We start from the raw sequence: 22,191 nt of genomic DNA on the forward strand, positions 1-22,191 counted from the left end.
CCCGGATAGTTATCCACAGCCTGACAGCACCAGCCTGGGAATGGCGTCTGCAGCGCAAAAAACAAGGGCGTTCTGTTCCCATTGCCGGGCAACGGCTTGGGCTTTGGATAGAGAAAGTCCAGGCACCAGAAAGCTGGGCTCCGCTGGCCAGTCGTTGCCCGGGTGCTTGCCGTAGCCGGTGATGAGCGGTAGACCGAGCGCACCGAGCTGGGCCGCCAGCGCCCGCTGGCGGGCCGCGTTGACGTCGGCATTGCAGCACTGGCTGCGCGGGTTGACCGCGGTGAGGAAGGCGCTGCAGCGCACCAGAAGCCGTGCCTGCAGTTGCAGCAGGGCGGGGCTGGCCCTGCCGATGTACAAGACAAAGGGTGAAGCCCCGCCGACGTGGTATTCGGTTTCCCGGTAGGCGGCGAGCAGTTCGGCAGCGATCGCGGTCATGGCCAGCGATGGCTGGAGACGCCACGCATGACCCGCGCGCGTTGGTGGTAGTTCAGATCGGGATGGAAGGCAACGCCGCAGACCACCCGAGGCTGCACCATCACCGACCGCAGGGAGTCATGCGGGACATCCCTAAACGCGCTCGAAGATGGCGGCGATGCCCTGGCCGCCGCCTATGCACATGGTCACGAGGGCGTAGCGCCCGCCCGTGCGGTGCAGTTCGGCAATCGCCTTGGTGGTGATGATCGCGCCCGTCGCGCCCACCGGGTGGCCGAGCGAGATGCCCGAGCCATTGGGGTTGACCTTGGCCGGGTCCATGCCCAATTCCTGCGCCACCGCGCAGGCCTGGGCGGCAAAGGCTTCGTTGGCCTCGATGACGTCGATGTCCGCCAGCTTCATGCCGGTGCGCTTGAGCACCATCTGCGTGGCCGGCACCGGGCCTATGCCCATGTAGTTGGGATCGACGCCCGCATGCGCGTAGCCCACCAGGCGCGCCAGGGGCTTGAGGCTCAAAGCCTGCACGCGGTCGCCGCCCGCCAGCACCACGGCGCCGGCGCCGTCGTTGATGCCTGAGGCGTTGCCGGCCGTCACCGTGCCGCCCTCCTTCTTGAACACCGGTTTCATGCCCGAGAGCGTGGCCACCGTGGTGTCGGCGCGTGGGTGTTCGTCGGTATCGAAGAGCACCACGCCCTTGCGCGTCTTGATCTCGATGGGGACGATCTGCTCCTTGAAGCGCCCGGCGGCAATCGCGGCCACGGCGCGGCGGTGGCTTTCCGCCGCCAGCGCGTCCTGCATTTCGCGGCTGATCTTGTAGCGCTCGGCCACGTTCTCGGCGGTCACGCCCATGTGCAGCTTCTGCCAGGGGTCGTGCAGGATGCCGATCATGTAATCGACGAGCTTGGCGTCGCCCATGCGCGTGCCCCAGCGCGCGGCGGTATCGAGGTACGGCCCGCGGCTCATGGATTCCGAGCCGCCACCCACGGCCACGTCGCAGTCGCCCAATTGAATAGCCTGCGCCGCCGAGACGATGGCCTGCAGGCCCGAGCCGCAGAGGCGGTTGACGTTGAAGGCCGGGGTTTCTATGGGGCAGCCCGCATCGATCGCCGCCACGCGCGAGAGGTAGGCATCACGCACGTCGGTCGGGATCACGTTGCCGATCACCACGTGGCCCACGGCCTTGGGATCGACGCCCGCGCGCTGCATTGCGGCCCTGACCACGGTAGTAGCCAGCGTGGTGTTGGGCACATCCTTGAGCGAACCGCCAAAGCCGCCCACAGCGGTGCGGGCGGTGCCGACGACAAAAACTTCACGGGTGGACATAGGGAAACTCCTGAAAAAGTTCAACGGCCATGGAACAGCGGCTTGCGGCGTTCGAAGAATGCCTCCAGCCCCTCGCGCAGATCGGCGGTGCGGGTGCAAGCTTCGAAGCTTTCGGCCTCCGCCTGCAATTGTGTCGCCAGATCGTTGTCGAAACCCGCGCGCATCAGGCGGCGCATGGTGCCGTAGGCCTTGGTCGGGCCGCTGGCGATGCGCGCGGCAAACGCATCCACGGCGGCTTGGAGCTCGGCAATGGGCACGACGCGGTTGACCAGGCCCAGGCGCAGCCCCTCGGCGCTGTCCAGGTTCTCCCCCAGCAGGGCAATTTCCAGCGCGTGGCGCAGGCCGACGAGGCGCGGCAGCGCCCACGAGCCGCCCACATCGCAATTGGTGCCCAGGTTGATGTAGGCCAGGTTGAATTTGGTCCCTTCGGCGGCGATCACGAAATCGCACATCAGCATCAGCGACAGGCCGCCGCCGGCCGAGGCGCCGTGCACCTGCGCGATGACGGGGGCATCCAGGCCGTGCATCAGCAAAACGGCTTCATTGAGCGGCACGAGCAGATCGCGCACGCCCTGCGTCGGGTTGGCGCGCAGCGTGGCCAGATCGCCGCCGGCGATGAAGGCGCGACCCGCCCCCTTGAGCACCACCGCGCGCACGCTGGTATCGCTGGCAATGGCGCGCATGGCGGCCAGAAACGCCTGCGCCATGGGCACATCCAGCGCGTTGAGCGCCTCCGGGCGGTTGAAGGTGAGCGTGGCGATGGCGCCGTTGCGCTCGGTCAGCAGGCAATCTGACATTTGGGTTCTCCTGAAAGGCTAGCTGATAACGCAGGCTGTACAGGCGTTAGAGGCTGGTTTGACTAGAAAATGGTTGAGCGTTTGGCGTTTGGCGTTGAGCGTGAACTACCAAAAACACCCACGCTGAACGCTGAACGCCCAACCTCCCCTCAACCATACAGCGCCTCGATCTCCTCGGCATAGGTCTTGTAGATGCTGGCTCTTCGCACCTTCATGGTAGCGGTCACCTCGCCGTCATCGTGGTCCAGCTCCTTGGTCAGCAGGTGGAACCTGCGGATCTGCGCCACCTGCGCCAGTTTGGCGTTGCCGCTGGCGATTTCTTCATCGATGAGCTGCTGCACCTCGGGCGTCTGCACCAGCGAGCGGAAATGCGTGAACGCCAGGCGCCGCGCCTCGGCCCATTTGCCCACGGTCTCGAAGTCGATCATCACCAGGGCCGCGACGAACTTGCGCGCGTCGGCCACGATGATGCATTCCTTGATGTAGGGGCTGGCCTTCATGGTGTTCTCGATCTCCGAGGGCGTGATGTTCTTGCCGCCCGCGGTGATCATGATGTCCCTGAGCCGGTCCACGATGCGGATCTGGCCCGCCTCCTCGCGCACCACGTCGCCGGTGTGCAGCCAGCCATCGACGATGCTTTGCGCCGTGGCCTCGGGGTTCTTGTAGTAGCCGGCGAAGACCATGTCGCCGCGAATCTGGAATTCGCCGTTGTCGGCAACGCGGTACTGCACCCCTTCGGTGACCGGGCCGACGGTGCCGATCACCACGTCGTCGAGCCGGTGGCCGGTGACCATGCCGCTGGATTCGGTGAGGCCGTAGACCTCGATCAGCGGCACGCCCAGGGTGCGAAAGAAGCGCACCACATCGGGCGCGATCGGTGCCGCGCCGGTGAGCGCCACGCGCGCCTCGCGCAGGCCGATGAAGTTCTGCAGCGCGCGCAGGATCAGCCAGTAATGCGCGCCAAAGCGCAGCTTCTCGCCGACGGACCAATCCCTGCGCGGCTTGTCGGCCAGCGGCGCGCAGGCGGCCATGGCGCGGGTGAACAGAGCGCGCTGCAGCGCGCCGGCTTCCTGCATCTTGATGTGGATCGCCGCGTGCAATTTTTCCCAGATGCGCGGCACGCCCAGGAACATGCTGGGCGCCACCTCGCGCAGGTCTTCCTGCACGGTGCGGATGGATTCGCCGAAGTTGACCGTCGAGCCCAGATAGATCGGCGTGAAGGTGGTCAGCATCTGCTCGGCCACGTGGCACAGCGGCAGATACGAGAGGTGCGAGGCGTCTTCGGAGAGCTGCATGCGCTCCGCGATGCCGGGCACCACGCCCCGGATGGCGCGCCAGGAAATCATCGCGCCCTTGGGTTTGCCCGTCGAGCCCGAGGTGTAGATCATCAGGCCGATGTCGTCCATGCGCTGGCGCGCCAGCGCCTCGTCGATGAGGTGGGCGTTGGCGCTGGCGCTGGCGCGGCCCAGCTGCTCCACCTCGTCGAAGGTGGCGATCAGCGCGCGCTGCTCGGGCGTGAAGCTGCGCAGGCCCTTGGTCTCGATGACGATGATCTTCTTGAGCAGCGGCAGCTCGGCGAGTGCATCGAGCACCTTGTCGGTCTGCTCCTGGTCTTCGCAGACCACCATCTCCACGTCGGCGTGGCCGATGACGTAGGCCACCTCGGGCGAGGGGCTGGTGGGATAGACGCCGACGGTGACCGCGCCCAGCAGCCCCGCGCCCATCTGCGCCAGCACCCATTCGATGCGGTTCTCGGAAATCACGCCCAGATGCCCGCCGCCCGCAAGACCCAGCGCCGACAGGCCCTGCGCGAAGTGGCAGGCGCGCTCGTGGTAGCGCGCCCAGCTGCAGGGCTTCCAGATGCCGAAATCCTTCTGGCGGATGGCGATGCGCTGCGGCTGCTGGCGTGCGCGTTCGCGCAGCATCTGCGGCAGGGTGTGTTCGGGCAGTTTCATGACAGCCAGCGCTTGCGGCGCTTGTAATGCTTGAGGTGTTTGAAGCTTTTGGCTTCGCCGCTGCCGCCCATGCCCAGATAGAACTCGCGCACGTCCGGGTCGCTCGCCAGCCGCTCGGCCGTGCCGTCGATCACGATCTTGCCGCCCTCCATGATGTAGCCGCGGTGCGCCACGGCCAGCGCCACGGTGGCGTTCTGCTCCACCAGCAGCATGGAGGTGGCGCGCTCGGCATTGATGCGCGCGATGATGGTGAAGATGTCCTCGGTGAGCTTGGGCGAGAGGCCCAGCGATGGTTCATCGAGCAGCATCAGCGTGGGCTGCGCGATCAGTGCCCGGCCGATGGCCAGCATCTGCTGCTCGCCGCCCGAAAGGTAGCCGGCCAGGCCCTTGCGGCGTTCGAACAGGCGCGGGAAGTATTCGTACACCAACGCGAAATCGGGTTTCGCGGCGTTGGCGCGCCCGCTCAGCGCGTAGGTGGAGGCGATGAGGTTTTCCTCCACCGTCAGGTCTTCGAAGACGTGGCGCCCCTCCATCACATGCGAGACGCCGCGGCGCACCAGCTGCTGGGGCGCCAGCTGCGCGGTGTCCTGCCCGGCAAAGCGGATGCTGCCCGCCGCGAGCAATCCGTCTTCCAGCGGCAGCAGGTTGGAAACGGCCTTGAGCGTGGTGCTCTTGCCCGCGCCATTGCTGCCCAGCAGCGCCACGATCTCGCCGCGCGGCACCGCCAGCGACAGGCCGCGCAGGGCCTGCACCACCTTGTTGTAGACCACCTCGATGTTGTTGACTTCGAGGACGAGGTCGGCGGGGCTTGAACTCATGGCATGGGATAGAGATGTATTGCTCCTTCCCCCTCCGGGGGAAGGCAGGGATGGGGGCTTTCTTGCAATGCGCGGCACCAATTTTCAGCGCCGTCAGCTCCCACCCCGGCCCTCCCCCATAGGGGGAGGGGGTTGCGGGATCAGAGCTGGATCCAGTCCGAAGCCGGCACCATCTTCTGCGCCTTCATGTCGGCCTTGTAGACGCGGCCCACGGGGATCGAGTTGCCGGCGATGGTGATCGGCACGCCGATCAGGCCGCCGGTGTCGAAGTCCTTGAGGCTGTTGAGCGCGGCCTTCATGGCGTCGCCGGTCAGGGGCTTGCCCGCATCCAGGCAGCGCTTGACCGATTCCAGGAACAGCATCGAGGCCAGCATGCCCTGGGTGTAGGCGGTGCTCTGGTACTGGGGGCGCATGGCGCGGATCTTGTCCAGCATGGGTGCCGGTTCGGTGTCGTAGTAGTAACGGTAGGGCATCACGCCCATGAAGCCGTCGCCGTCCGGCCCCATCTTCATCACGGTGGAACTGTCCATGGTCCAGAAGGTGCCCATCCACTTGGTGGTCATGCCCTGCTGCTTGCCCTGGGTGATGAACTCGGGGATGGGCGCGAGGATGTAGCCGTGGAAGATGGTGTAGTCGGGCGCGGCGCGGCGCAGCTTGATGACCTCGCCCGAGACATCCACGCTGCCGGCGGCCGTCATGATCTTGATGGGCACCGACAGGCCCAGCGCCTTGGCCGCGGCCTCGCTCTTTTCGATCGGGTCGCGCCCGAATTCGGAATCGGAATAGACGAAGGCCACCTTGGCGCCGGGCTTCTCCTTGGCGATGTGCTTGAGCAGGATGCCGAACATCTCGGTGTAGTCGGGGCCGACGAGGAACTGGTGCGGGTACTTCTTGGGGTCGTTGAGCTCGCTGGCGAACGAGGCGCCGGCCATCAGGATGTTGCCGTTGCGGTCCAGCTCGGGGTTGATGGTCTTGGCAAAACCGGTGGAGTCGCCGTAGTAGACGTTGACCTTGTTCTGGCTCGTGATCTTCTTGTAGGCGGCCACCGATACGTCCACCTTGTAGGCCGTGTCCTCGGGCACGTACCTGACCTTGCGGCCCTTGATGCCGCCCGCGTCGTTGATGATCTTCACGTAGTCCTGGATGCCGTCGTTGATGCCGACGCCGGCGAAGGCGAACACCCCGGTCATGGGGATGGAGCCGCCGATCACGATCTCCTCGGCGCCCTGCGCCAGCACCGACAGCGGCTGTGTGAGCGCGGCCACACCCGTGGCGGCGGCGCCCAGCATCAACTGGCGGCGTTGGTGTGAAATGCGTTGCTGTTTCATGGTTGTCTCCTCAAGGCGTTGCGTGGAAAAAATGGCGCTCAATTGCGAAACGGCCACAGGTGGAAAAAGCGACGCGTGCGCCGCCAGATTTCTGCGAGCCCCAGCGGCTCGAAGACCAGAAAGACGATGATCAGCGCGCCGAAGATCACCAGGCGCACCGGCGCAAGAAAAACCGTGAGACCGGCGCCGCCGGGCAGCAGGTCGACCACCAGCTTGAGCAGCTCGGGCACCATGGTCATGAAGGCCGCGCCCAGGATGGAGCCCAGCGTCGAGCCCATGCCGCCGACGATGATGGCCGCGAGGAAGAAGATCGACATCGAGAGCGGAAAACTCTCGGGCGTGATCACGCGAAAGAAATAGGCGAACAGCCCGCCCGCGACGCCCGCGTAAAACGACGACAGGCCGAACGACAGCAGCTTGTACTTGAGCAGCGGTATGCCCAGCACCTCGGCCGAGATGTCGCGGTCGCGGATGGCGATGAAGGCGCGGCCGATGCGTGTGCGAAACAGGTTGGCGGCGCCGAGCAGCATCAGCACGGTGATGGGCACGATCAGCCAGTACAGGCGAAACGAGGTGTCCAGATCGACGCCGAACACCCGCGCCGGCCGCATCGAAAGCCCCGCCGTGCCGCCGGTGAAATCGAAATTGGCGAACAGAAAGTGCGCGATGAAGGTGGCGGCAATCGTCACGATGGCCAGGTACAGACCCTTGACGCGCAGCGAGGGCACGCCCACCACGATGCCGCCCAGCATCGCCACCACGCCGGCCGCCAGCAGGTTGAACGCCAGCGGCGTGCCCCAGCGCAGCTGCAGGATGGCCACGGTGTACGCGCCCAGCCCCATGAAGGCCGCCTGTCCCAGGCTCACCAGGCCGGTGTAGCCGGTGAGAATGTTGAGCCCCGCGCTGCTGGCGATGTTGATCGCCACCAGGCAGGCCATGTAGAGCCAGTAGTCGTTGGCGACGAAGGGAAACAGCAGCAGCAGCGCCGCGCCGATGGCCAGCCAGACATGCTGCGTGCGCGAATCGAACAGCGCCGCGTCGGCGACATAGCTTTCCTTGAGCGTACCGATGCGCATGCGCCTACAGCCTTTCGATCTCGTGGGTGCCGAACAGCCCGTAGGGCCGCACCATCAGGATGAACACCAGCACGATGAAGGTCGCCAGCAGCTTGTATTCGCCGCCCAGGTAGGCGCCCGCCAGCCCTTCAACCAGACCCACAAGCAGACCGGCTACCAAGGCTCCCAGTACGCTGTCCAGGCCTCCCACGATGACGACCACCAGCACCGTCAGGCCGAACACGCCCATCGATGAGGAAATGCCGCCGATGGAGCCGACGATGATCCCGGAGACCGCCGCCAGCATCGCCGACACCACCCAGGAGAGCGAGAACACGCGCGGCACGTTGATGCCCACCGCGTAGGCCGCGGCCTGGTCGCTGGCGGTGGCGCGCAGCGCCACGCCGCCGCGCCAGTAGCGGAACACCAGCAGCACGGCCGCGATGAAGACCGAGGCGATGACCGCGCCCCAGAAGACCTTGGGCGCCAGAAACGCATCGCCGACCGTGATCGCCTTGGCCGGCAGGAAGTCCGGCAGCCGCCGCTGGTCGGCCGACCAGATCATTTCCACCAGGCCCACCAGCACCGAACCCAGGCCTATGGTGACCATGAAGGCCGAGATCGGCGGCTCGCCCAGCAGCGGGCGGATCATGGTGCGCTCGATGACCGCGCCCAGCACGCCGCTGGCCAGCACCGCCGCGGGAATCGCCAGCCACAGCGGCAGCGCCCACATGGCGGCGAAGGTGAAGAACAGGTAGCCGCCGGCCATCAGCATTTCGCCGATCGCCAGATTGACCACGCGCGTGGCCTTGTAGACCATGACGAAGGCCAGGCCCGCCAGCGCGTACAGGCCGCCGCCCAGCAGGCCGGTCAGGCACACCTCGAACAGGTAGCCCCAATCCATCAGGCCGCCTCCGCCCTGGCGCGGCCCGCGGCGCGCAGCCTGGACCGCAGTTCGCCGACGTTGCCCGAGCCCAGGTAGGCGCGCGCCACCTCGGGGTTGGCCTGCACCTCGGCCGGCGTGCCGCGCGCGATCACCTCGCCGAAGTTGAGCACCACCACATGGTCCGACAGATCCATCACCATGCCCATGTCGTGCTCCACCATCAGCACCGTCACGCCCCATTCGGCGCGCACGTCCAGGATGAAGCGCGCCATGTCCTCGGTCTCTTCACGATTCATGCCGGCCACGGGCTCGTCCAGCATCAGAATTTCGGGCTGCATCGCCAGCGCCCGCGCCATTTCCACGCGCTTCTGCAGGCCGTAGGAGAGGGCCGATACCGGCGCGTGGCGGATGTGGTCGATCTCCAGAAAATCGATGATGCGCTCCTCCACCTCGCGGCGCAGCAGCGCTTCTTCGCGGCGCGCGCGGCCCACGTAGAGCAGGGCATCGAGCACGTTGGTCTTGAGGTGCGCATGGCGGCCCAGCTTGATGTTGTCCAGCACCGTCATGCCGCGGAACAGCGCGATGTTCTGAAAGCTCCTGCCCAGCCCCATCCTGGCGCGCTGCGGCGCGGGCACGCGCGTGATGTCCTGGCCCTTGAAGCGGATGCTGCCCGTCGATGGGCGGTAAAAGCCGGAAATGGTGTTGAAAAGCGAGGTCTTGCCCGCGCCATTGGGGCCTATCACCGCGGTGATGCTGCCCGGCTGCACGGCAAAGCTCACCTCCGTGAGGGCGCGCACGCCGCCGAACGCCAGCGTCACGCCCTGTGCCTGCAGCAGCGGGGATGGGGCGGAAGGATCGGACATGCGGTGTCTCAGGGTTTGTGCGGGTTCCCAAGAGGATACCCACGCGTAAACTGGTTACTTGAGAGTAAATTGTCTCCACAATCGGGACTGACCAATATCGGTATTTACCCGCGTTCGCAGGAATCAGGCATGGCCGTCGGTGCACCAACAACCACCCAGAAAGCCGGGCAGAAGCCCAGGCGCGCACGCGCGCAGCCGCCCGCCGCCTCGCCCTGGGATCGCCCGGCGACACGCCAGCAGCAGCGCGAGGCCAAGCGCAATGCGGTGCTGACGACGGCCGCCGAGCTCTTCAACGAGCGCGGCTTTCACGCCACGTCCCTGGACGACATCGCTGCGCGGCTGCACGTCACCAAACCGACGCTGTACTACTACGTCAAGAACAAGGACGAGATCCTGCTGGCCTGCGTGCAGAAGGGCTTGCACATGACGCTGGACGGCATAGAAGCCTCGCGCCAGGCCGGTGGCGACGTGCTCGACCAGCTGCGCGCCTGCATGCGCGTCTATGCGGAGATCGTGGTCCAGCCCTTCGGCATGTGCCTGATCCGCGTGGGTGACGAGGAAGTGCCCGAACCCAGCCGCACCGAGCTGCGCCGCATGAAGGCCGAAATCGATCTGGCGTTTCGCCGCCTGGTGGCGCAGGGCGTCGAGCAGGGCGCGATCGCGCCCTGCGACCCAAAGATCATGGCCTTCACGATTGCCGGAGCGCTGAGCTGGATCGGGCGCTGGTACCAGCCGGACGGCGGCTATGCCGCGGACCAGATCATCGGGCAGTGCATCGCGGCGCTGATGCAAGGGGTGCTCAAGCGCCCGCCTGCGCGGACGCCGGCAGCCCGAAAAAGTGGTCGAACACCCAATTGAAGAGATAGGTGTAGACGAGAAAGAACACCACCAGTGCCGCTTCCATCACGAGGGCTTCCCACGGCGTCACCTTGAACCACCAGGCCATGAATGGCACCAGAATCAGCGCCAGGCCGCCCTCGAAGCCGAGGGCGTGCGCCACGCGCCGCCCGATCGAGCGGCCCTTGACGCTCTGGCGCGCCTCCCACCATTCAAACGCGCTGTTGAAGGCGACGTTCCAGATGACCGCTATCGCCGAAGCCACGACCGCCATCACGCCGGATTCCTGCGGCGGCTGGCCGATGAGCACGAACATCAGGCCGGATGCGATGATGGCGATGATTTCGTAGATGGTGACGTAGATCACCCGGCGCCAGGGCCCCTGGAGGCCGCTGGCCTGGTGTGGTGTGGACATCCGGCGAGTATAAAAAGGCGTGCCCTGCGGGGTCTGCTTCACGGGCCGGATCCGCACCGCCCGTACACTGCCCGCCATTTCTGGAGAACCCTCTTGGCGCCGACGCGTTGCACCCTGGTAGGCCTGCCCGGCTCGGGCAAATCGACGGTGGGGCGCCAGCTCGCGCGCCGCCTGGACTGGCCCTTCGTCGACATGGACCAGTTGCTGGAGCAACGACTGGGCTGCAGCATCCGCGACTATTTCGCCGAACACGGCGAAGCGGCCTTCCGCGACCGCGAAGCCGAGCTGCTGGCCGAGCTGGCCGGCAGTGGTGCCAACAGGGTGCTTTCGACCGGCGGCGGCACGGTGCTGCGCGAGGCCAACCGGGTGCAATTGCGCGCGCACTGCGGCCCGGTGTTCTACCTGCGCGCGACGGCCGAGGACCTCTTTCGCCGCCTGCGCCATGACACCAAGCGCCCGCTGCTGCAGGTGGCCGACCCGCTGGGCAGGCTCAGGGACCTCTACCAGGAGCGCGACCCGCTGTACCGCGAGGTGGCGCATTTCGTGATCGAAACCCGCCGCCCGACGGTGAACGCCCTGGTGAACATGGTGCAGATGCAGCTGGAGCTGACGCAGGACGGGATCACGGGCCCGGACCAGGGCTGAAATCGGCGCCTCCCTGCGCCTGCCCGCGCAACACGCGCCGGATCACCTCGGTGCCGAAGCCGCGGCTGGCCAGAAACCGCATCTGCCGCGCGCGCTCCCGCGGCGTTGCGGGTGGCGCGGCGCCGCCGAAGCGCCGCTGCCAGACGGCCTGCGCGCGCTGCAGTTCGGTCTGGGCCAGGGTTTCGGCGCTGGAGCGCAGCAGCGGTTCAGGAAGCCCCTTGCGGCGCAGCTCCTGCAGCACGCGCTGCGCGCCCAGCAGCGGGGCGCGCCGGTGCAGCACGGATTCGGCCACGCGGGCCTCGTCGATGAAGCCGCGCTGCTGAAGCAGGTCCAGCAGCGCGGGCAGGTCTTCGCCCTCCTGCACATGACGCGCGAGCTTGACCATGAGCTCGCCGCGCGAGTGTTCGCGCTGCGCCAGCAGGCGCAAGGCGCGGCCCTTGAGGCTGAGAGGCGTGGCTGGCATCTATCAAAAACAGAGTGGCCGGCGCTTGATGGACACGCGCTGGAGCCGTATTGGAGGCTCAATCACCCTTGGCGGGCTTTTCCGCCTCCCTGGCGATATTGGCGCCAGACAGAAGTGCAATCCCAAGGGATTCGCGCACCTTGTTTTCAATCTCCACGGCCAATGCAGGGTTCTCGCGTAGGAATTCGCGCGCATTGTCGCGGCCCTGGCCGATTTTTTCGCCGTTGTAGGCGTACCAGGCGCCGCTTTTTTCAAGGATGCGTGCGTTCACGCCCATGTCGATGATTTCGCCCTCGCGCGAGATGCCTTCGCCGAACAGGATGTCGAACTCGGCGGTCTTGAACGGCGGGCTGACCTTGTTCTTCACCACCTTGACCTTGGTTTCGTTGCCGATCGCCTGGTCGCCCTTCTTGATGGTGCCTATGCGGCGGATGTCCAGGCGCACCGAGGCGTAGAACTTGAGCGCGTTGCCACCCGTCGTGGTCTCGGGGCTGCCGAACATGACGCCGATCTTCATGCGGATCTGGTTGATGAAGATCACCATGCAGTTGGTCTTCTTGATGGTGGCGGTGAGCTTGCGCAGCGCCTGGCTCATCAATCGCGCCTGCAGGCCGGGCAGGCTGTCGCCCATCTCGCCTTCGATTTCGGCCTTGGGCACGAGGGCGGCGACCGAGTCGACGACGATCAGATCGACCGCGCCCGAGCGCACCAGCGAATCGACGATTTCCAGCGCCTGCTCGCCGGTGTCGGGCTGGCTGATGAGAATGTCGTTGATGTTGACGCCGAGCTTCTGCGCGTAGCTGGTGTCCAGGGCGTGCTCGGCATCGATGAAGGCGCAGGTGCCGCCCTGCTTCTGCATTTCGGCAATCACCTGCAGCGTGAGCGTGGTCTTGCCCGAGCTTTCCGGCCCGTAGATCTCGACCACGCGCCCGCGCGGCAGGCCGCCGACGCCCAGGGCGATGTCCAGACCGAGCGAGCCGGTGGAAACCACCTGGATGTCCTGGATCGCCTCGCCCTCGCCCAGCCGCATGATGGTGCCCTTGCCGAACTGCTTTTCGATCTGCGCCAGCGCGGCGGCCAGGGCCTTGGCCTTTTCGGTCTGGGCAGGGGTGGTCTTGACGGCGGTGTCCATGAAAAACTCCTTGAAAGAGGTTGGGCGTTGGTGAAAGGTTGAGCGTTTGGCGTTGAGCGTGGGGTCTGCGGTTTCTCGCTCAACGCTCAACGCCTGACGCTTAACCCAAAAATACTGGATGCGTTCACAGTAGTTTAGTGTCCTTGTTTTGAAATTCCAGCAATTTTTAGTCAGTTTGCCTGACAATTGAGCATGTCTGACATTCCCTCATCCGACGACCGCTGGCGCCAGACGCACCTGGGCCGTCTGATCGGCCATGCGATGCGGCGCTTCGATGCGCGCGTGCTGCAGCTCATGGCGCGCGATGTGCGCGTGCCGCTGGCGCTGTCGCACCTGGCGGCGCGTGACAAGGTAGGCGCGGCGCATATCCACATCACGCGCCATCTTTCCCTGAACGGCGACCGCCTGACCGACCTGGCCGAGCGCGCCGGCATGACCAAGCAGGCGATGGCCGCGCTGGTGGCGCAGTGCGAGGCCTGGGGCCTGGTGGCGCGCGAGGAGGATCCGCACGATGCGCGCGCGCGCCGGGTGCGCTTCACCGAAACGGGCCTAGCCTGGCTGCAGGCCTTTCGCACCAGCGTGGCGCAGGCCGAGGCGGAATTCCGTGCCGAGGTCGGCGAAGAGGTCGCCACCGTCGTCATGCTGGGGCTGGAGGTCTACGGCGCGGGAGCGATCGCCTAAAATTTCAGCAGCGGATGGGCTTTGCAGAGCGCGCGAGACAGTGCGCACCCGCCGCGCAACTTCAGGAGACCCGTGGCATGCGCATCCTCATCGCCGAAGACGACCAGGTTCTTGCGGACGCCATCCTGCGCTCGCTGCGCGGCTCGGGCGCGGTGGCCGACCATGTGGACAACGGCAGCGAGGCCGATGCGGCGCTGCTCACCAACCATGAGTTCGATCTGCTGATCCTGGACCTGGGCCTGCCGCGCATGCATGGGCTGGAGGTGCTCAAGCGCCTGCGCGCGCGCGGCAGCGCCTTGCCGGTGCTGGTCCTCACCGCCGCCGACAGCGTCGAGGAGCGTGTGCGCGGTCTGGACCTGGGTGCGGACGACTACATGGCCAAGCCGTTCTCGCTGCAGGAGCTGGAGGCGCGCGTGCGCGCGCTCACGCGCCGGGGCCTGGGCACCACCACCAACCTGCTGCGCCACGGGCCGCTGACCTACGACCCGGTGGGCCGCACCGCCAGCATCGACGGCACGGCGATCGAACTCTCGGGACGCGAGCTGGGCTTGCTGGAGGTGCTGCTGCAGCGCGCCGGCCGCATGGTGTCGAAAGACCAGCTGGTCGAGCACCTGTGCGGATGGGGCGAGGAGGTCAGCAACAACGCCATCGAGGTTTATGTGCACCGGCTGCGCAAGAAGATAGAACAGGGCCCGATCCGCATCGCCACGGTACGCGGTCTGGGCTATTGCCTGCAGAAAATCACCCAGTGATGCTATTGAAACAAAAGCCGTTGGCGCCTGTGCAGTAAGCGTTTTCAGCCAATTCAACTCCAATGATGCGGCACGAGCAGCGCTCCCTGTTTGGCGAAATCCTGGACTGGATGCTCACGCCCTTGCTGCTGCTGTGGCCCATCAGCCTGGCGTTCACCTGGTTCGTTGCGCAGGACCTGGCGGACAAGCCCTTTGACCGCACGCTGGAATACAACGCCTACGCGCTGGCGGAACTGCTGTCGGTGCAGGATGGGCAGGTGCGCCTGAACCTGGAGCGGCCGGCCAGCGGCGTGCTGCGCGCCGATGAAGCGGACGTGGTGTACTTCCAGGTGCTCGCGCCCAGCGGCGCGCTGCTGGCGGGTGAAGGAGATCTGCCGATCCCGCCGCAGGACGACGTTCCCGCCAGCGACCAGGTGCGGCTGACGAATGCCGAACTGCACGGCGCCAAGCTGCGCGCGGCCTATATCTGGATGCATCTGCCGCAGGTTGGCACCGGGCCGGCGCTGGTGCAGGTGGCCGAGACGCGCAACAAGCGCAGCCTGCTGGCCACCGACATCATCAAGGGCGTGCTGCTGCCGCAGCTCTTCGTGCTGCCGCTGGCGCTGCTGCTGATGTGGCTGGCGCTCACGCGGGGCATCAAGCCGCTGCACCAGCTGGAGGAGCGCATCCGCCGGCGCAAGCCGGACGATCTCTCGCCGCTGGACGACAAGGCGGTGCCGATCGAGGTGGCACCGCTGGTGGATTCAGTCAACGATCTGCTCGACCGCCTGCATGAATCGGTGGCCACGCAAAAGCGCTTTCTGGCCGACGCGGCGCACCAGCTCAAGACGCCGCTGGCCGGTCTGCGCATGCAGGCCGACCTGGCGCAGCGCCAGGGCAGCAGCGCCGATGAGCTCAAGCAGTCGCTGCAGCAGATCGGCCGCGCCTCGGTGCGCGCCACGCATACCGTGAACCAGCTGCTCGCGCTGGCGCGCGCCGAGGGCGGCATGGCGCTGATGCAGCGCCAGAGCGTGGACCTGGCGCAGATCGCCATCGATGCGGTGCATGCCAGCGTGCCGGCCGCGCTGCAGCGGCACATCGATCTCGGCTACGACGGCACGCCCGCGGGCAGCCCCGGCGCCGCCGTGCGGGGCAATGCCACGCTGCTCTCCGAACTGGTGCGCAACCTGCTGGACAACGCCTTGTACTACACGCCGTCTTCGCCGGAAAAGCCGGGCGTGGTCACCGCCCGCGTGATCACCGATCCCTTTGGCCAGGTGCTGATGCTGCAGGTGGACAACTCCGGCCCCGGCATTGCGCCGGCGGAACGCGAGCGGGTGTTCGAGCCCTTCTACCGCGCGCTCGGCACCCAGGTCGATGGCTCGGGGCTGGGCCTGTCCATCGTGCGCGAAATCGCCCGCCAGCACGGCGCGCAGGTGCAGATCGACGCGCTGGCCCCGGGCCAGGCGGAGCCGGGGGTGCGCTTTACCGTGCGCTTCGCGTCCCGGCCCGCCACCGCGGAGGCAGCGCCGCCGCAGTGACATGGCGGCGCATCACTTGCAGGGCTGCGGCGGCATGTCGCCCCAGGCGATGTGCAGCGCGTCCAGCTGCGCGCGCAGCGCCGCCGTGCTGGCGGGCAGGCGCAGCAGGTAGTTGGTCTGCGGTGCGCGCTCCTGCACCACGCGCGAAGTGCGGATGCCGTGGCTGGCGAGATCGGCCTGGCCGCGCTGCGCTGCCTCCTGCGTCGCAAAGCGCCCGAGCGACAGGCCGGGCTCCAGCGCCGCGCCGGGGCGGTCGAAGGCGACTTTGAGCGCGCGCAGCTCGGCGCGCTTCTTTGCCAGCGCATCCTCGTCGGCAAAACGGCCCATGTAGACCATCCAGCGCCCGGGGATTTCATTGGCCTCCAGCACCCAGCTGTCTTCGGGCAGCGCTGCCAGCGCCGCCCGAAGGTCTGCCGTGCGCGTGCCATCCAGCGGCCCGGCCTGCAGGCATTGCGTTGCCTCCGGCGCTGGAGCGGCGGCGGTGCCGTCGGCCGGTGCTGGCACAGCCGGGCTGGCGGCGGGAGGTGCTGGCGTTGGTGCGGGTGCCGGGGCCGGTGCGGCGGGGCTGCCCGGCGTGTCGGGGCCCAGCAGCTGCAGGGATTGCGGCGCGATCTGCTGCTGCAGGCGCTCGGGCTCGCCCTCCTGCTGCGGCGCCCAGCCCCAGGGCGCCAGCAGCCCGGTGCTCCAGCCGTAATAGCCCGCGTTGGCGAGCAGCAGCAGTGCTATGGCAAGGCGCAGCATGGCGGTCAGTGTTCCCGCGCGTCGGCGGGCGCGGGGCGCACGCTGACTTCCGCGCTGGTGATGCGTTGCACGCCGGCCGCGGTCTCCATGCGCAGCGCGCCATCGTCGTCCACGCCCAGCGCGCGGCCCCGCGTGCCGTCGCTGAGCGCCACCGCCTTGCCCCGGAGGTAATCGCGCTGCTCGAAGCGCGGCTGCAGCGGGGCGAAGCCGTATGCGGCAAAACCCAGCAGCGTGCGCACCAGCGGCGCGGCGTAGCGCAGCAGTGCGGCCGGGCCATCCAGCGTGTCGTCCACGTCCTGCAGGCAGGCGGCCGGCGTGCGCAGGCCTTGTTCCGGCGGTGGCTGCAGGTTCAGCCCGATGCCGACAATGGCGCAGCGCTGGCCGCTGCCATCGGCGATTTCCGCCGTCTCGATCAGGATGCCGGCCAGCTTGCGTCCGTCCGCCAGCCACAGGTCGTTGGGCCATTTGAGCTCGATGCGCGGCCGGTGGCTGGCGCGTGCGGGCAGGTGCGGCTGCAGGCTTTCGGCCACGGATATGCCCACGGCCAGCGACAGGCCGGACCAGTCGCGCGGTGCGTAGGGCAGTCCGAGCGAGACCGCCAGCACGTCGCCCGCGCCGCTGTACCAGCTGCGCCCCTGGCGCCCGCGCCCGGCGGTCTGCTCCTCGGCGATCAGCAGCGTGGGCGGCAGAGCGCCTCTGCGCGCACGGCGCATCAGCTCGGTGTTGCTCGAATCGATGGTGGGCAGCACCTCGATCAGCAACCCCGGCAGCAGCGGCGCGAGCTGCTCGCGCAGCGCGGCAAGGGGCCAGTCAGACAGACTCATGCACGAGAACCCTTGCGTGCCGGCCGCGTGCCTGGCTCCAGCGGCCGCCAGCCGCGCTTGGGCGCCAGCATGGTGCCGCGGCAGTGGCTGCTGCCGCAGCGGCAGGCGTATTCCGCCTTGAGCTTTTGGGTATAGCGCTCTTCGATGATCAGGCCGTAGTCGTAATTGAGCTCTTCGCCTGCGGCGATGCCCCGCAGCGCGGTGATGAAGATGCGCCCGTCCACCTCGTCGGCCCAGCAGTTGGGCTCGCAGCTGTGGTTGATCCAGCGCGCGGCGTTGCCGCCGATGTTGGCATCGATCACGTGGTCTTCATCCACATGAAAGTAGAAAGTGTGGTTGGGGTCGCTGGGGTCGTGCGGGTGGCGCCGCTGCGCCTCGTCCCAGGAGATCACCTCGCCCAGGTATTCGATGACCACCTCGCCCTCGGCGATGGCCTGCAGCGCGAACACGCCCTTGCCGTGCACGCCCGAGCGGCGCACCTGAATGCGCCGACCACGGGGCGCCTGAATACTGCGGGGAGAGGCCATGCGGAAAATCTCTGCTACCTTGTATGCATACGTACCTGCGCGCGCGTGCGCGTGGGGCCGCCCATTGTAGAAGTGCTTCACTATTCGTCATGAGCAAGACACTCGTCATCGCAGAAAAACCCTCGGTCGCGCAGGACATCGTGCGCGCCCTCACGCCCACCAGCGGCAAATTCGACAAGCACGAAGACCATTTCGAGAACGAGCGCTATGTGGTCACCAGCGCCGTCGGCCATCTGGTGGAAATCCAGGCGCCCGAGGAATTCGACGTGAAACGCGGCAAGTGGAGCTTTGCCCACCTGCCGGTGATCCCGCCGCGCTTTGATCTGAAGCCCGTGGACAAGACCAAGTCGCGGTTGGCCGCCGTCGTCAAGCAAGCCAAGCGCAAGGATGTTTCCGAACTCATCAACGCCTGCGACGCCGGGCGCGAGGGCGAGCTGATCTTCCGCCTGATCGAGCAGTACGCGGGGGGCAGCAAGGGCAGCCTGGGCAAACCGATCCGCCGTCTGTGGCTGCAGAGCATGACGCCGCAGGCCATACGCGACGGTTTCGAGCATCTGCGCGGCGAACCGCAGATGCAGGGCCTGGCCGACGCCGCCCGCAGCCGCAGCGAGGCCGACTGGCTGGTAGGCATCAACGGCACGCGCGCGATGACCGCGTTCAACTCGCAGGGCGGCGGCTTCTTTCTGACCACCGTGGGCCGGGTGCAGACGCCCACGCTGTCGCTGGTGGTCGAGCGCGAGGAAAAAATCCGCGCCTTCAAGAGCCGCGACTATTGGGAAATCCATGGTACGTTTGCCGCGCAGGCGGGCGAGTACCTGGGCAAGTGGTTTGACCCGGCCTTCAAAAAGGGCGACGACCCCGAGGCGCGGGCCGACCGTGTCTGGAACGAAGCGCAGGCGCGCGCGATCGCGGACGCGGTGCGCGGCAAACCGGCCACGGTGACGGAAGAGGCCAAGCCCAGCACCCAGCTCTCGCCGCTGCTGTTCGACCTCACCAGCCTGCAGCGCGAGGCCAACGGCAAGTTCGGCTTTTCGGCCAAGACCACGCTCTCGCTGGCGCAGGCGCTGTACGAAAAACACAAGGCGCTGACCTACCCGCGTACCGATGCGCGCGCGCTGCCCGAAGACTACCTGCCCGTGGCGCGCCAGACCTTCGAGATGCTGGCGCACTCGGGCATGGCGCATCTGGCGCCCTATGCGCGCCAGGCGCTGGACGGCAGCTACCTGCGCCCCAGCAAACGCATCTTCGACAACAGCAAGATCAGCGACCACTTCGCCATCATCCCCACCACGCAGGCGCCGCACGGCCTGTCGGACGCGGAACAGAAGCTCTACGACCTGGTGGTGCGCCGCTTCCTGGCGGTGTTCTTCCCGGCGGCCGAATACCAGGTGACGACGCGCATCAGCCAGGTCGAGCAGCACCGCTTCAAGACCGAGGGCAAGGTGCTGGTCAAGCCCGGCTGGCTGGCGATCTACGGCAAGGAAGCGGCCGACGAGGTGGAAGGCGGCAAGGACGGCGACAAGGGCCAGCCGCTGGTGGCGGTGCAGCCGGGCGAGCAGCCGCTGGCTGCGCAGGTGGAGGCCAAGGGCCTCAAGACCAAACCACCCGCGCGCTACTCCGAGGCCACGCTGCTGGGCGCGATGGAGAGCGCGGGCAAGCAGATCGACGACGACGAGCTGCGCGAGGCCATGCAGGAGAAGGGCCTGGGCACCCCCGCCACGCGCGCGGCCATCATCGAGGGCCTGCTCACGGAAAAATACATGCTGCGCGAGGGGCGCGAGCTCATCCCCACGGCCAAGGCCTTCCAGCTCATGACGCTCTTGCGCGGGCTGGAGGTGAACGAGCTGTGCAAGGCCGAGCTCACCGGCGAGTGGGAATACAAGCTGGCGCAGATGGAGAAGGGGCAACTCTCTCGCGCCGCCTTCATGCAGCAGATCGCCGAGATGACCGAGCGCATGGTCAAAAAGGCCAAGGAATACGACCGCGACACCATCCCCGGCGACTACGCGCAGCTGTCCACCCCCTGCCCCAATTGCGGCGGCGTGGTGAAGGAAAACTACCGGCGCTACGCCTGCACCGGCAAGGATGGCGGCGAGGGTTGCGGCTTTGGCTTTGGCAAATCACCGGCAGGGCGCACCTTCGAGATCGCCGAGGCCGAGCAACTGCTGCGCGATCGGCGCATCGGGCCGCTCGCGGGCTTTCGCTCCAAGGCCGGCTTCCCCTTCGCGGCCGAGATCGCCATCGTGCAGGACGATGAGGCACCCGGCCGCTACAAGCTCTCGTTCGACTTCGGCGACGACAAAAATGAAGGCGAAACCGGCGAACTGGTGGAATTTGCCGACGAGCCGCTGGGCACCTGCCCGGCCTGCGGCGGCGCGGTGCACGAGCACGGCAGCAACTACGTCTGCGCCAGGGCCGTACCCACGGCCGCGCAGCCCGTGCCCTCGTGCAAGTTCAAGAGCGGCAAGATCATCCTGCAGCAGCCGATCGAGCGCGCGCAGATGCAAAAGCTGCTGGCCACCGGCAAGACCGACGTGCTCGACAAATTCATCTCCAACCGCACGCGCCGCCCCTTCAAGGCGCGCCTGGCGTGGGACGCGGACGCGGGCAAGGTCAATTTTGAATTCGAGCCGCGCGAGGGCAAATACCCGCCGCGCAAGACGGCGACAGCAAAAACAGGAGCTGCTCGCGCAGGCGCAGCAAGTGCTGCAGCCAAAAAAGCTTCAAAACCTGCTGCAAAGACTGCCGCCAAAAAGGCGCCGCGCAAGACCACCGCGGCCAGTGGCAAGGTGCCGAGCGCAACGCTCGCGGCCGTGATCGGCATGGAGCCCGTCAGCCGCCCCGAGGCAGTCAAGAAGATCTGGGTCTACATCAAGGAGCACGCGCTGCAGGACCCGCAGGACAAGCGCCAGATCGTCGCCGACGACAAGCTGCGCGCCGTCTTCGGCAAGGAGCGCGCGGGCATGTTCGAGCTCGCGGGCATCCTGGGGCAGCATCTGGGCTGAGCGCGTGGCCCCCGTCGCCCGAGGCCCTTCAGGCCTTGAGTGCCGCGAGACGGTCTGAGCGTGTTCAGCCGCGCGCCATCGGCGCCACGCCAATCCACGCCGCATGCAGCCAGAACGCAAACGCGGCCCAGGCTGCCGCGCCGACCACGAGCGTCAGCAGCGTGGGCGCCGCCTTGCCCGGCGCGACCACCGTGCCCTGCGCCCGGTCGCGCTGGCGCGCGGCGCGGAAATCCAGCACCGCCCACAGCAGCACGGCGCCAAACAGCAGCAGGTCCGCCAGCTTGCCGGTGGCCAGCAGATGGCCGAAGGCCCAGAGCTTGACGCCCAGGATCATCGGGTGGTGCAGCCGTGCCCGGATGGCATTGCGCGGCACATAGGCCGCCGCCACCAGGATGAAGGCCAGCAGCGTGAACAGCGAGTTCAGGTGCTTGAGCGCCATCGGCGGGCTCCAGAGCAGCACCGGCTGCTGGCGCGCCTGCGCATAGCCCCAGACGATCAGCGCCAGGCCCGCCAGCGAGACGATGGAATACAGGCCCTTCCAGGCCATGGGGCCAAGCCGCGCCACGGTGCGCGTGCGCCAGCCTTCGGCCACGATGCGCACCGAGTGCATGCCGAGAAACAAGATCAGGCCGAGAAGAAGAGTGCTCATGGTGCGTGATGTGTGCGGGAACCTCCGGCAATTATCCGTGGGCGGCACGCTGAAGGCGCGGCCGCTACCATTGCCGGGTTTGAACCCTCTGGACGGAGAAAACCCCATGTTCAGCCACATCATGCTCGGCGCCGCCGATCTGGAGCAATCCAGGCGTTTTTACGATGCCCTGCTGGGCACGCTCGGCATCGCCGCAGGCGTGGCCAACAAAAACCGCTATTTCTACCGCACCCCTGCCGGAGCCTTTGCCATCTCCACCCCCATCAATGGCGAGCCCGCCTGCTTTGGCAATGGCGCGACCACCGGTTTTGCCGCCGCTTCGCCCGAGCAGGTGGACGCGGCGCACGCGGCAGGCGCGGCCGCGGGCGGCGTGAGCTGCGAAGACCCGCCCGGCTGGCGCGAGCTCGGCGGCGGCGCGCGCATCTACCTGGCCTATCTGCGCGATCCGACGGGCAACAAGCTGTGCCTGGCACACCGCCCGGCCAAAGCGGCCTGATCGCCGGGCTCCGCTCGCGTTCCTGGCGGCCGGCTTGGTACCGGCGC

23 protein-coding genes are annotated in these 22,191 nt (G+C 67.2%); 7 read left to right on the top strand and 16 right to left on the bottom strand.

All coding sequences use genetic code 11. The annotated features are described in order from the left end of the window. Positions 1-9: 9 nt before the first annotated feature. The 9 genes from K320_RS0108570 to K320_RS0108610 form a co-directional block, all read right to left on the bottom strand. Positions 10-435 carry a DUF3293 domain-containing protein gene (locus K320_RS0108570; protein WP_024538426.1) on the bottom strand — a complete coding sequence of 142 codons (426 nt, stop codon included), beginning with the start codon at positions 433-435 and terminating at the stop codon, positions 10-12. Positions 436-567: 132 nt separating this feature from the next. Continuing rightward, positions 568-1,755, bottom strand: a complete 1,188-nt coding sequence (locus K320_RS0108575; RefSeq protein WP_024538427.1) for an acetyl-CoA C-acyltransferase family protein — start codon at positions 1,753-1,755, stop codon at positions 568-570. A 20-nt stretch (positions 1,756-1,775) separates the two neighbouring features. After that, positions 1,776-2,552, bottom strand: coding sequence for an enoyl-CoA hydratase/isomerase family protein (locus K320_RS0108580; RefSeq protein WP_024538428.1), 777 nt, complete (start codon positions 2,550-2,552; stop codon positions 1,776-1,778). Positions 2,553-2,701: 149 nt separating this feature from the next. Continuing rightward, entirely contained in the window at positions 2,702-4,507 is a 1,806-nt protein-coding gene (locus tag K320_RS0108585; RefSeq protein WP_024538429.1) for an AMP-dependent synthetase/ligase, read from the bottom strand. Further along, on the bottom strand, positions 4,504-5,325 hold the full coding sequence (locus K320_RS0108590) for an ABC transporter ATP-binding protein (protein ID WP_024538430.1): 822 nt from the start codon (positions 5,323-5,325) through the stop codon (positions 4,504-4,506). The genes K320_RS0108585 and K320_RS0108590 overlap by 4 nt, the downstream gene beginning before the upstream one ends. Positions 5,326-5,465: 140 nt before the next feature. Then, positions 5,466-6,653 (bottom strand): ABC transporter substrate-binding protein, encoded by a 1,188-nt coding sequence (locus tag K320_RS0108595; RefSeq protein ID WP_024538431.1) that lies wholly within the window; start codon positions 6,651-6,653, stop codon positions 5,466-5,468. 38 nt (positions 6,654-6,691) lie between these two features. Beyond that, positions 6,692-7,729, bottom strand: a complete 1,038-nt coding sequence (locus K320_RS0108600; RefSeq protein WP_024538432.1) for a branched-chain amino acid ABC transporter permease — start codon at positions 7,727-7,729, stop codon at positions 6,692-6,694. 4 nt (positions 7,730-7,733) lie between these two features. Then, positions 7,734-8,612 (bottom strand): branched-chain amino acid ABC transporter permease, encoded by an 879-nt coding sequence (locus K320_RS0108605; protein WP_024538433.1) that lies wholly within the window; start codon positions 8,610-8,612, stop codon positions 7,734-7,736. Beyond that, complete coding sequence (locus K320_RS0108610; protein ID WP_024538434.1) at positions 8,612-9,457, bottom strand: ABC transporter ATP-binding protein; 846 nt, start codon at positions 9,455-9,457, stop codon at positions 8,612-8,614. Before K320_RS0108610 ends, K320_RS0108605 begins: the two co-directional genes overlap by 1 nt. Before the next feature lie 129 nt (positions 9,458-9,586). On the opposite strand from K320_RS0108610, the gene K320_RS0108615 reads away from it, so the two are divergent. Beyond that, entirely contained in the window at positions 9,587-10,315 is a 729-nt protein-coding gene (locus K320_RS0108615) for a TetR/AcrR family transcriptional regulator (protein WP_024538435.1), read from the top strand. On the opposite strand, the gene K320_RS0108620 is transcribed toward K320_RS0108615, so the two are convergent. Beyond that, positions 10,257-10,709, bottom strand: coding sequence for a PACE efflux transporter (locus tag K320_RS0108620; RefSeq protein ID WP_024538436.1), 453 nt, complete (start codon positions 10,707-10,709; stop codon positions 10,257-10,259). The two genes, K320_RS0108615 and K320_RS0108620, sit on opposite strands and share 59 nt — an antisense overlap. A gap of 93 nt (positions 10,710-10,802) precedes the next feature. On the opposite strand from K320_RS0108620, the gene K320_RS0108625 reads away from it, so the two are divergent. Continuing rightward, complete coding sequence (locus K320_RS0108625) at positions 10,803-11,354, top strand: shikimate kinase (RefSeq protein ID WP_024538437.1); 552 nt, start codon at positions 10,803-10,805, stop codon at positions 11,352-11,354. Here K320_RS0108625 and recX read toward each other — a convergent pair. Then, positions 11,332-11,817 carry a recombination regulator RecX gene (recX, locus tag K320_RS0108630; RefSeq protein WP_024538438.1) on the bottom strand — a complete coding sequence of 162 codons (486 nt, stop codon included), beginning with the start codon at positions 11,815-11,817 and terminating at the stop codon, positions 11,332-11,334. The two genes, K320_RS0108625 and recX, sit on opposite strands and share 23 nt — an antisense overlap. Positions 11,818-11,875: 58 nt before the next feature. Continuing rightward, on the bottom strand, positions 11,876-12,949 hold the full coding sequence (gene recA / locus K320_RS0108635; protein WP_024538439.1) for a recombinase RecA: 1,074 nt from the start codon (positions 12,947-12,949) through the stop codon (positions 11,876-11,878). A gap of 192 nt (positions 12,950-13,141) precedes the next feature. On the opposite strand from recA, the gene K320_RS0108640 reads away from it, so the two are divergent. From K320_RS0108640 to K320_RS0108650, 3 genes are all read left to right on the top strand, one after another. Then, positions 13,142-13,630, top strand: a complete 489-nt coding sequence (locus K320_RS0108640) for a MarR family winged helix-turn-helix transcriptional regulator (protein WP_029695961.1) — start codon at positions 13,142-13,144, stop codon at positions 13,628-13,630. Between the two features lie 77 nt (positions 13,631-13,707). Then, on the top strand, positions 13,708-14,382 hold the full coding sequence (locus tag K320_RS0108645; RefSeq protein ID WP_024538441.1) for a response regulator transcription factor: 675 nt from the start codon (positions 13,708-13,710) through the stop codon (positions 14,380-14,382). A gap of 62 nt (positions 14,383-14,444) precedes the next feature. Then, entirely contained in the window at positions 14,445-15,902 is a 1,458-nt protein-coding gene (locus K320_RS0108650) for a sensor histidine kinase N-terminal domain-containing protein (RefSeq protein ID WP_024538442.1), read from the top strand. Positions 15,903-15,914: 12 nt separating this feature from the next. Here the strand turns inward: K320_RS0108650 and K320_RS0108655 are convergent, their stop codons facing one another. From K320_RS0108655 to K320_RS0108665, 3 genes are read right to left on the bottom strand one after another with little or no spacing between them, the layout of a single operon-like run. Then, positions 15,915-16,643: an SPOR domain-containing protein gene (locus K320_RS0108655; protein WP_024538443.1), complete on the bottom strand. Its 729-nt coding sequence runs from the start codon at positions 16,641-16,643 to the stop codon at positions 15,915-15,917. A 5-nt stretch (positions 16,644-16,648) separates the two neighbouring features. Beyond that, positions 16,649-17,467 carry a biotin--[acetyl-CoA-carboxylase] ligase gene (locus K320_RS0108660; protein ID WP_024538444.1) on the bottom strand — a complete coding sequence of 273 codons (819 nt, stop codon included), beginning with the start codon at positions 17,465-17,467 and terminating at the stop codon, positions 16,649-16,651. Then, entirely contained in the window at positions 17,464-17,994 is a 531-nt protein-coding gene (locus tag K320_RS0108665) for an SET domain-containing protein (RefSeq protein ID WP_029695963.1), read from the bottom strand. The genes K320_RS0108660 and K320_RS0108665 overlap by 4 nt, the downstream gene beginning before the upstream one ends. A gap of 89 nt (positions 17,995-18,083) precedes the next feature. Between K320_RS0108665 and K320_RS0108670 the strand changes: the two genes are divergently transcribed. Further along, the gene (locus K320_RS0108670) at positions 18,084-20,999 is read left to right on the top strand and encodes a DNA topoisomerase III (protein ID WP_024538446.1); all 2,916 of its coding nucleotides are present in this window, start codon (positions 18,084-18,086) and stop codon (positions 20,997-20,999) included. Positions 21,000-21,063: 64 nt separating this feature from the next. Here K320_RS0108670 and K320_RS0108675 read toward each other — a convergent pair whose 3' ends face one another. Next, on the bottom strand, positions 21,064-21,648 hold the full coding sequence (locus tag K320_RS0108675) for an NnrU family protein (protein ID WP_024538447.1): 585 nt from the start codon (positions 21,646-21,648) through the stop codon (positions 21,064-21,066). 106 nt (positions 21,649-21,754) lie between these two features. On the opposite strand from K320_RS0108675, the gene K320_RS0108680 reads away from it, so the two are divergent. Next, positions 21,755-22,144, top strand: a complete 390-nt coding sequence (locus K320_RS0108680) for a VOC family protein (protein WP_024538448.1) — start codon at positions 21,755-21,757, stop codon at positions 22,142-22,144. The last annotated feature ends 47 nt before the right edge of the window (positions 22,145-22,191 follow it).

Source organism: Comamonas badia DSM 17552 (genome assembly GCF_000484635.1).
Taxonomy (GTDB): domain Bacteria; phylum Pseudomonadota; class Gammaproteobacteria; order Burkholderiales; family Burkholderiaceae_C; genus Comamonas_C; species Comamonas_C badia.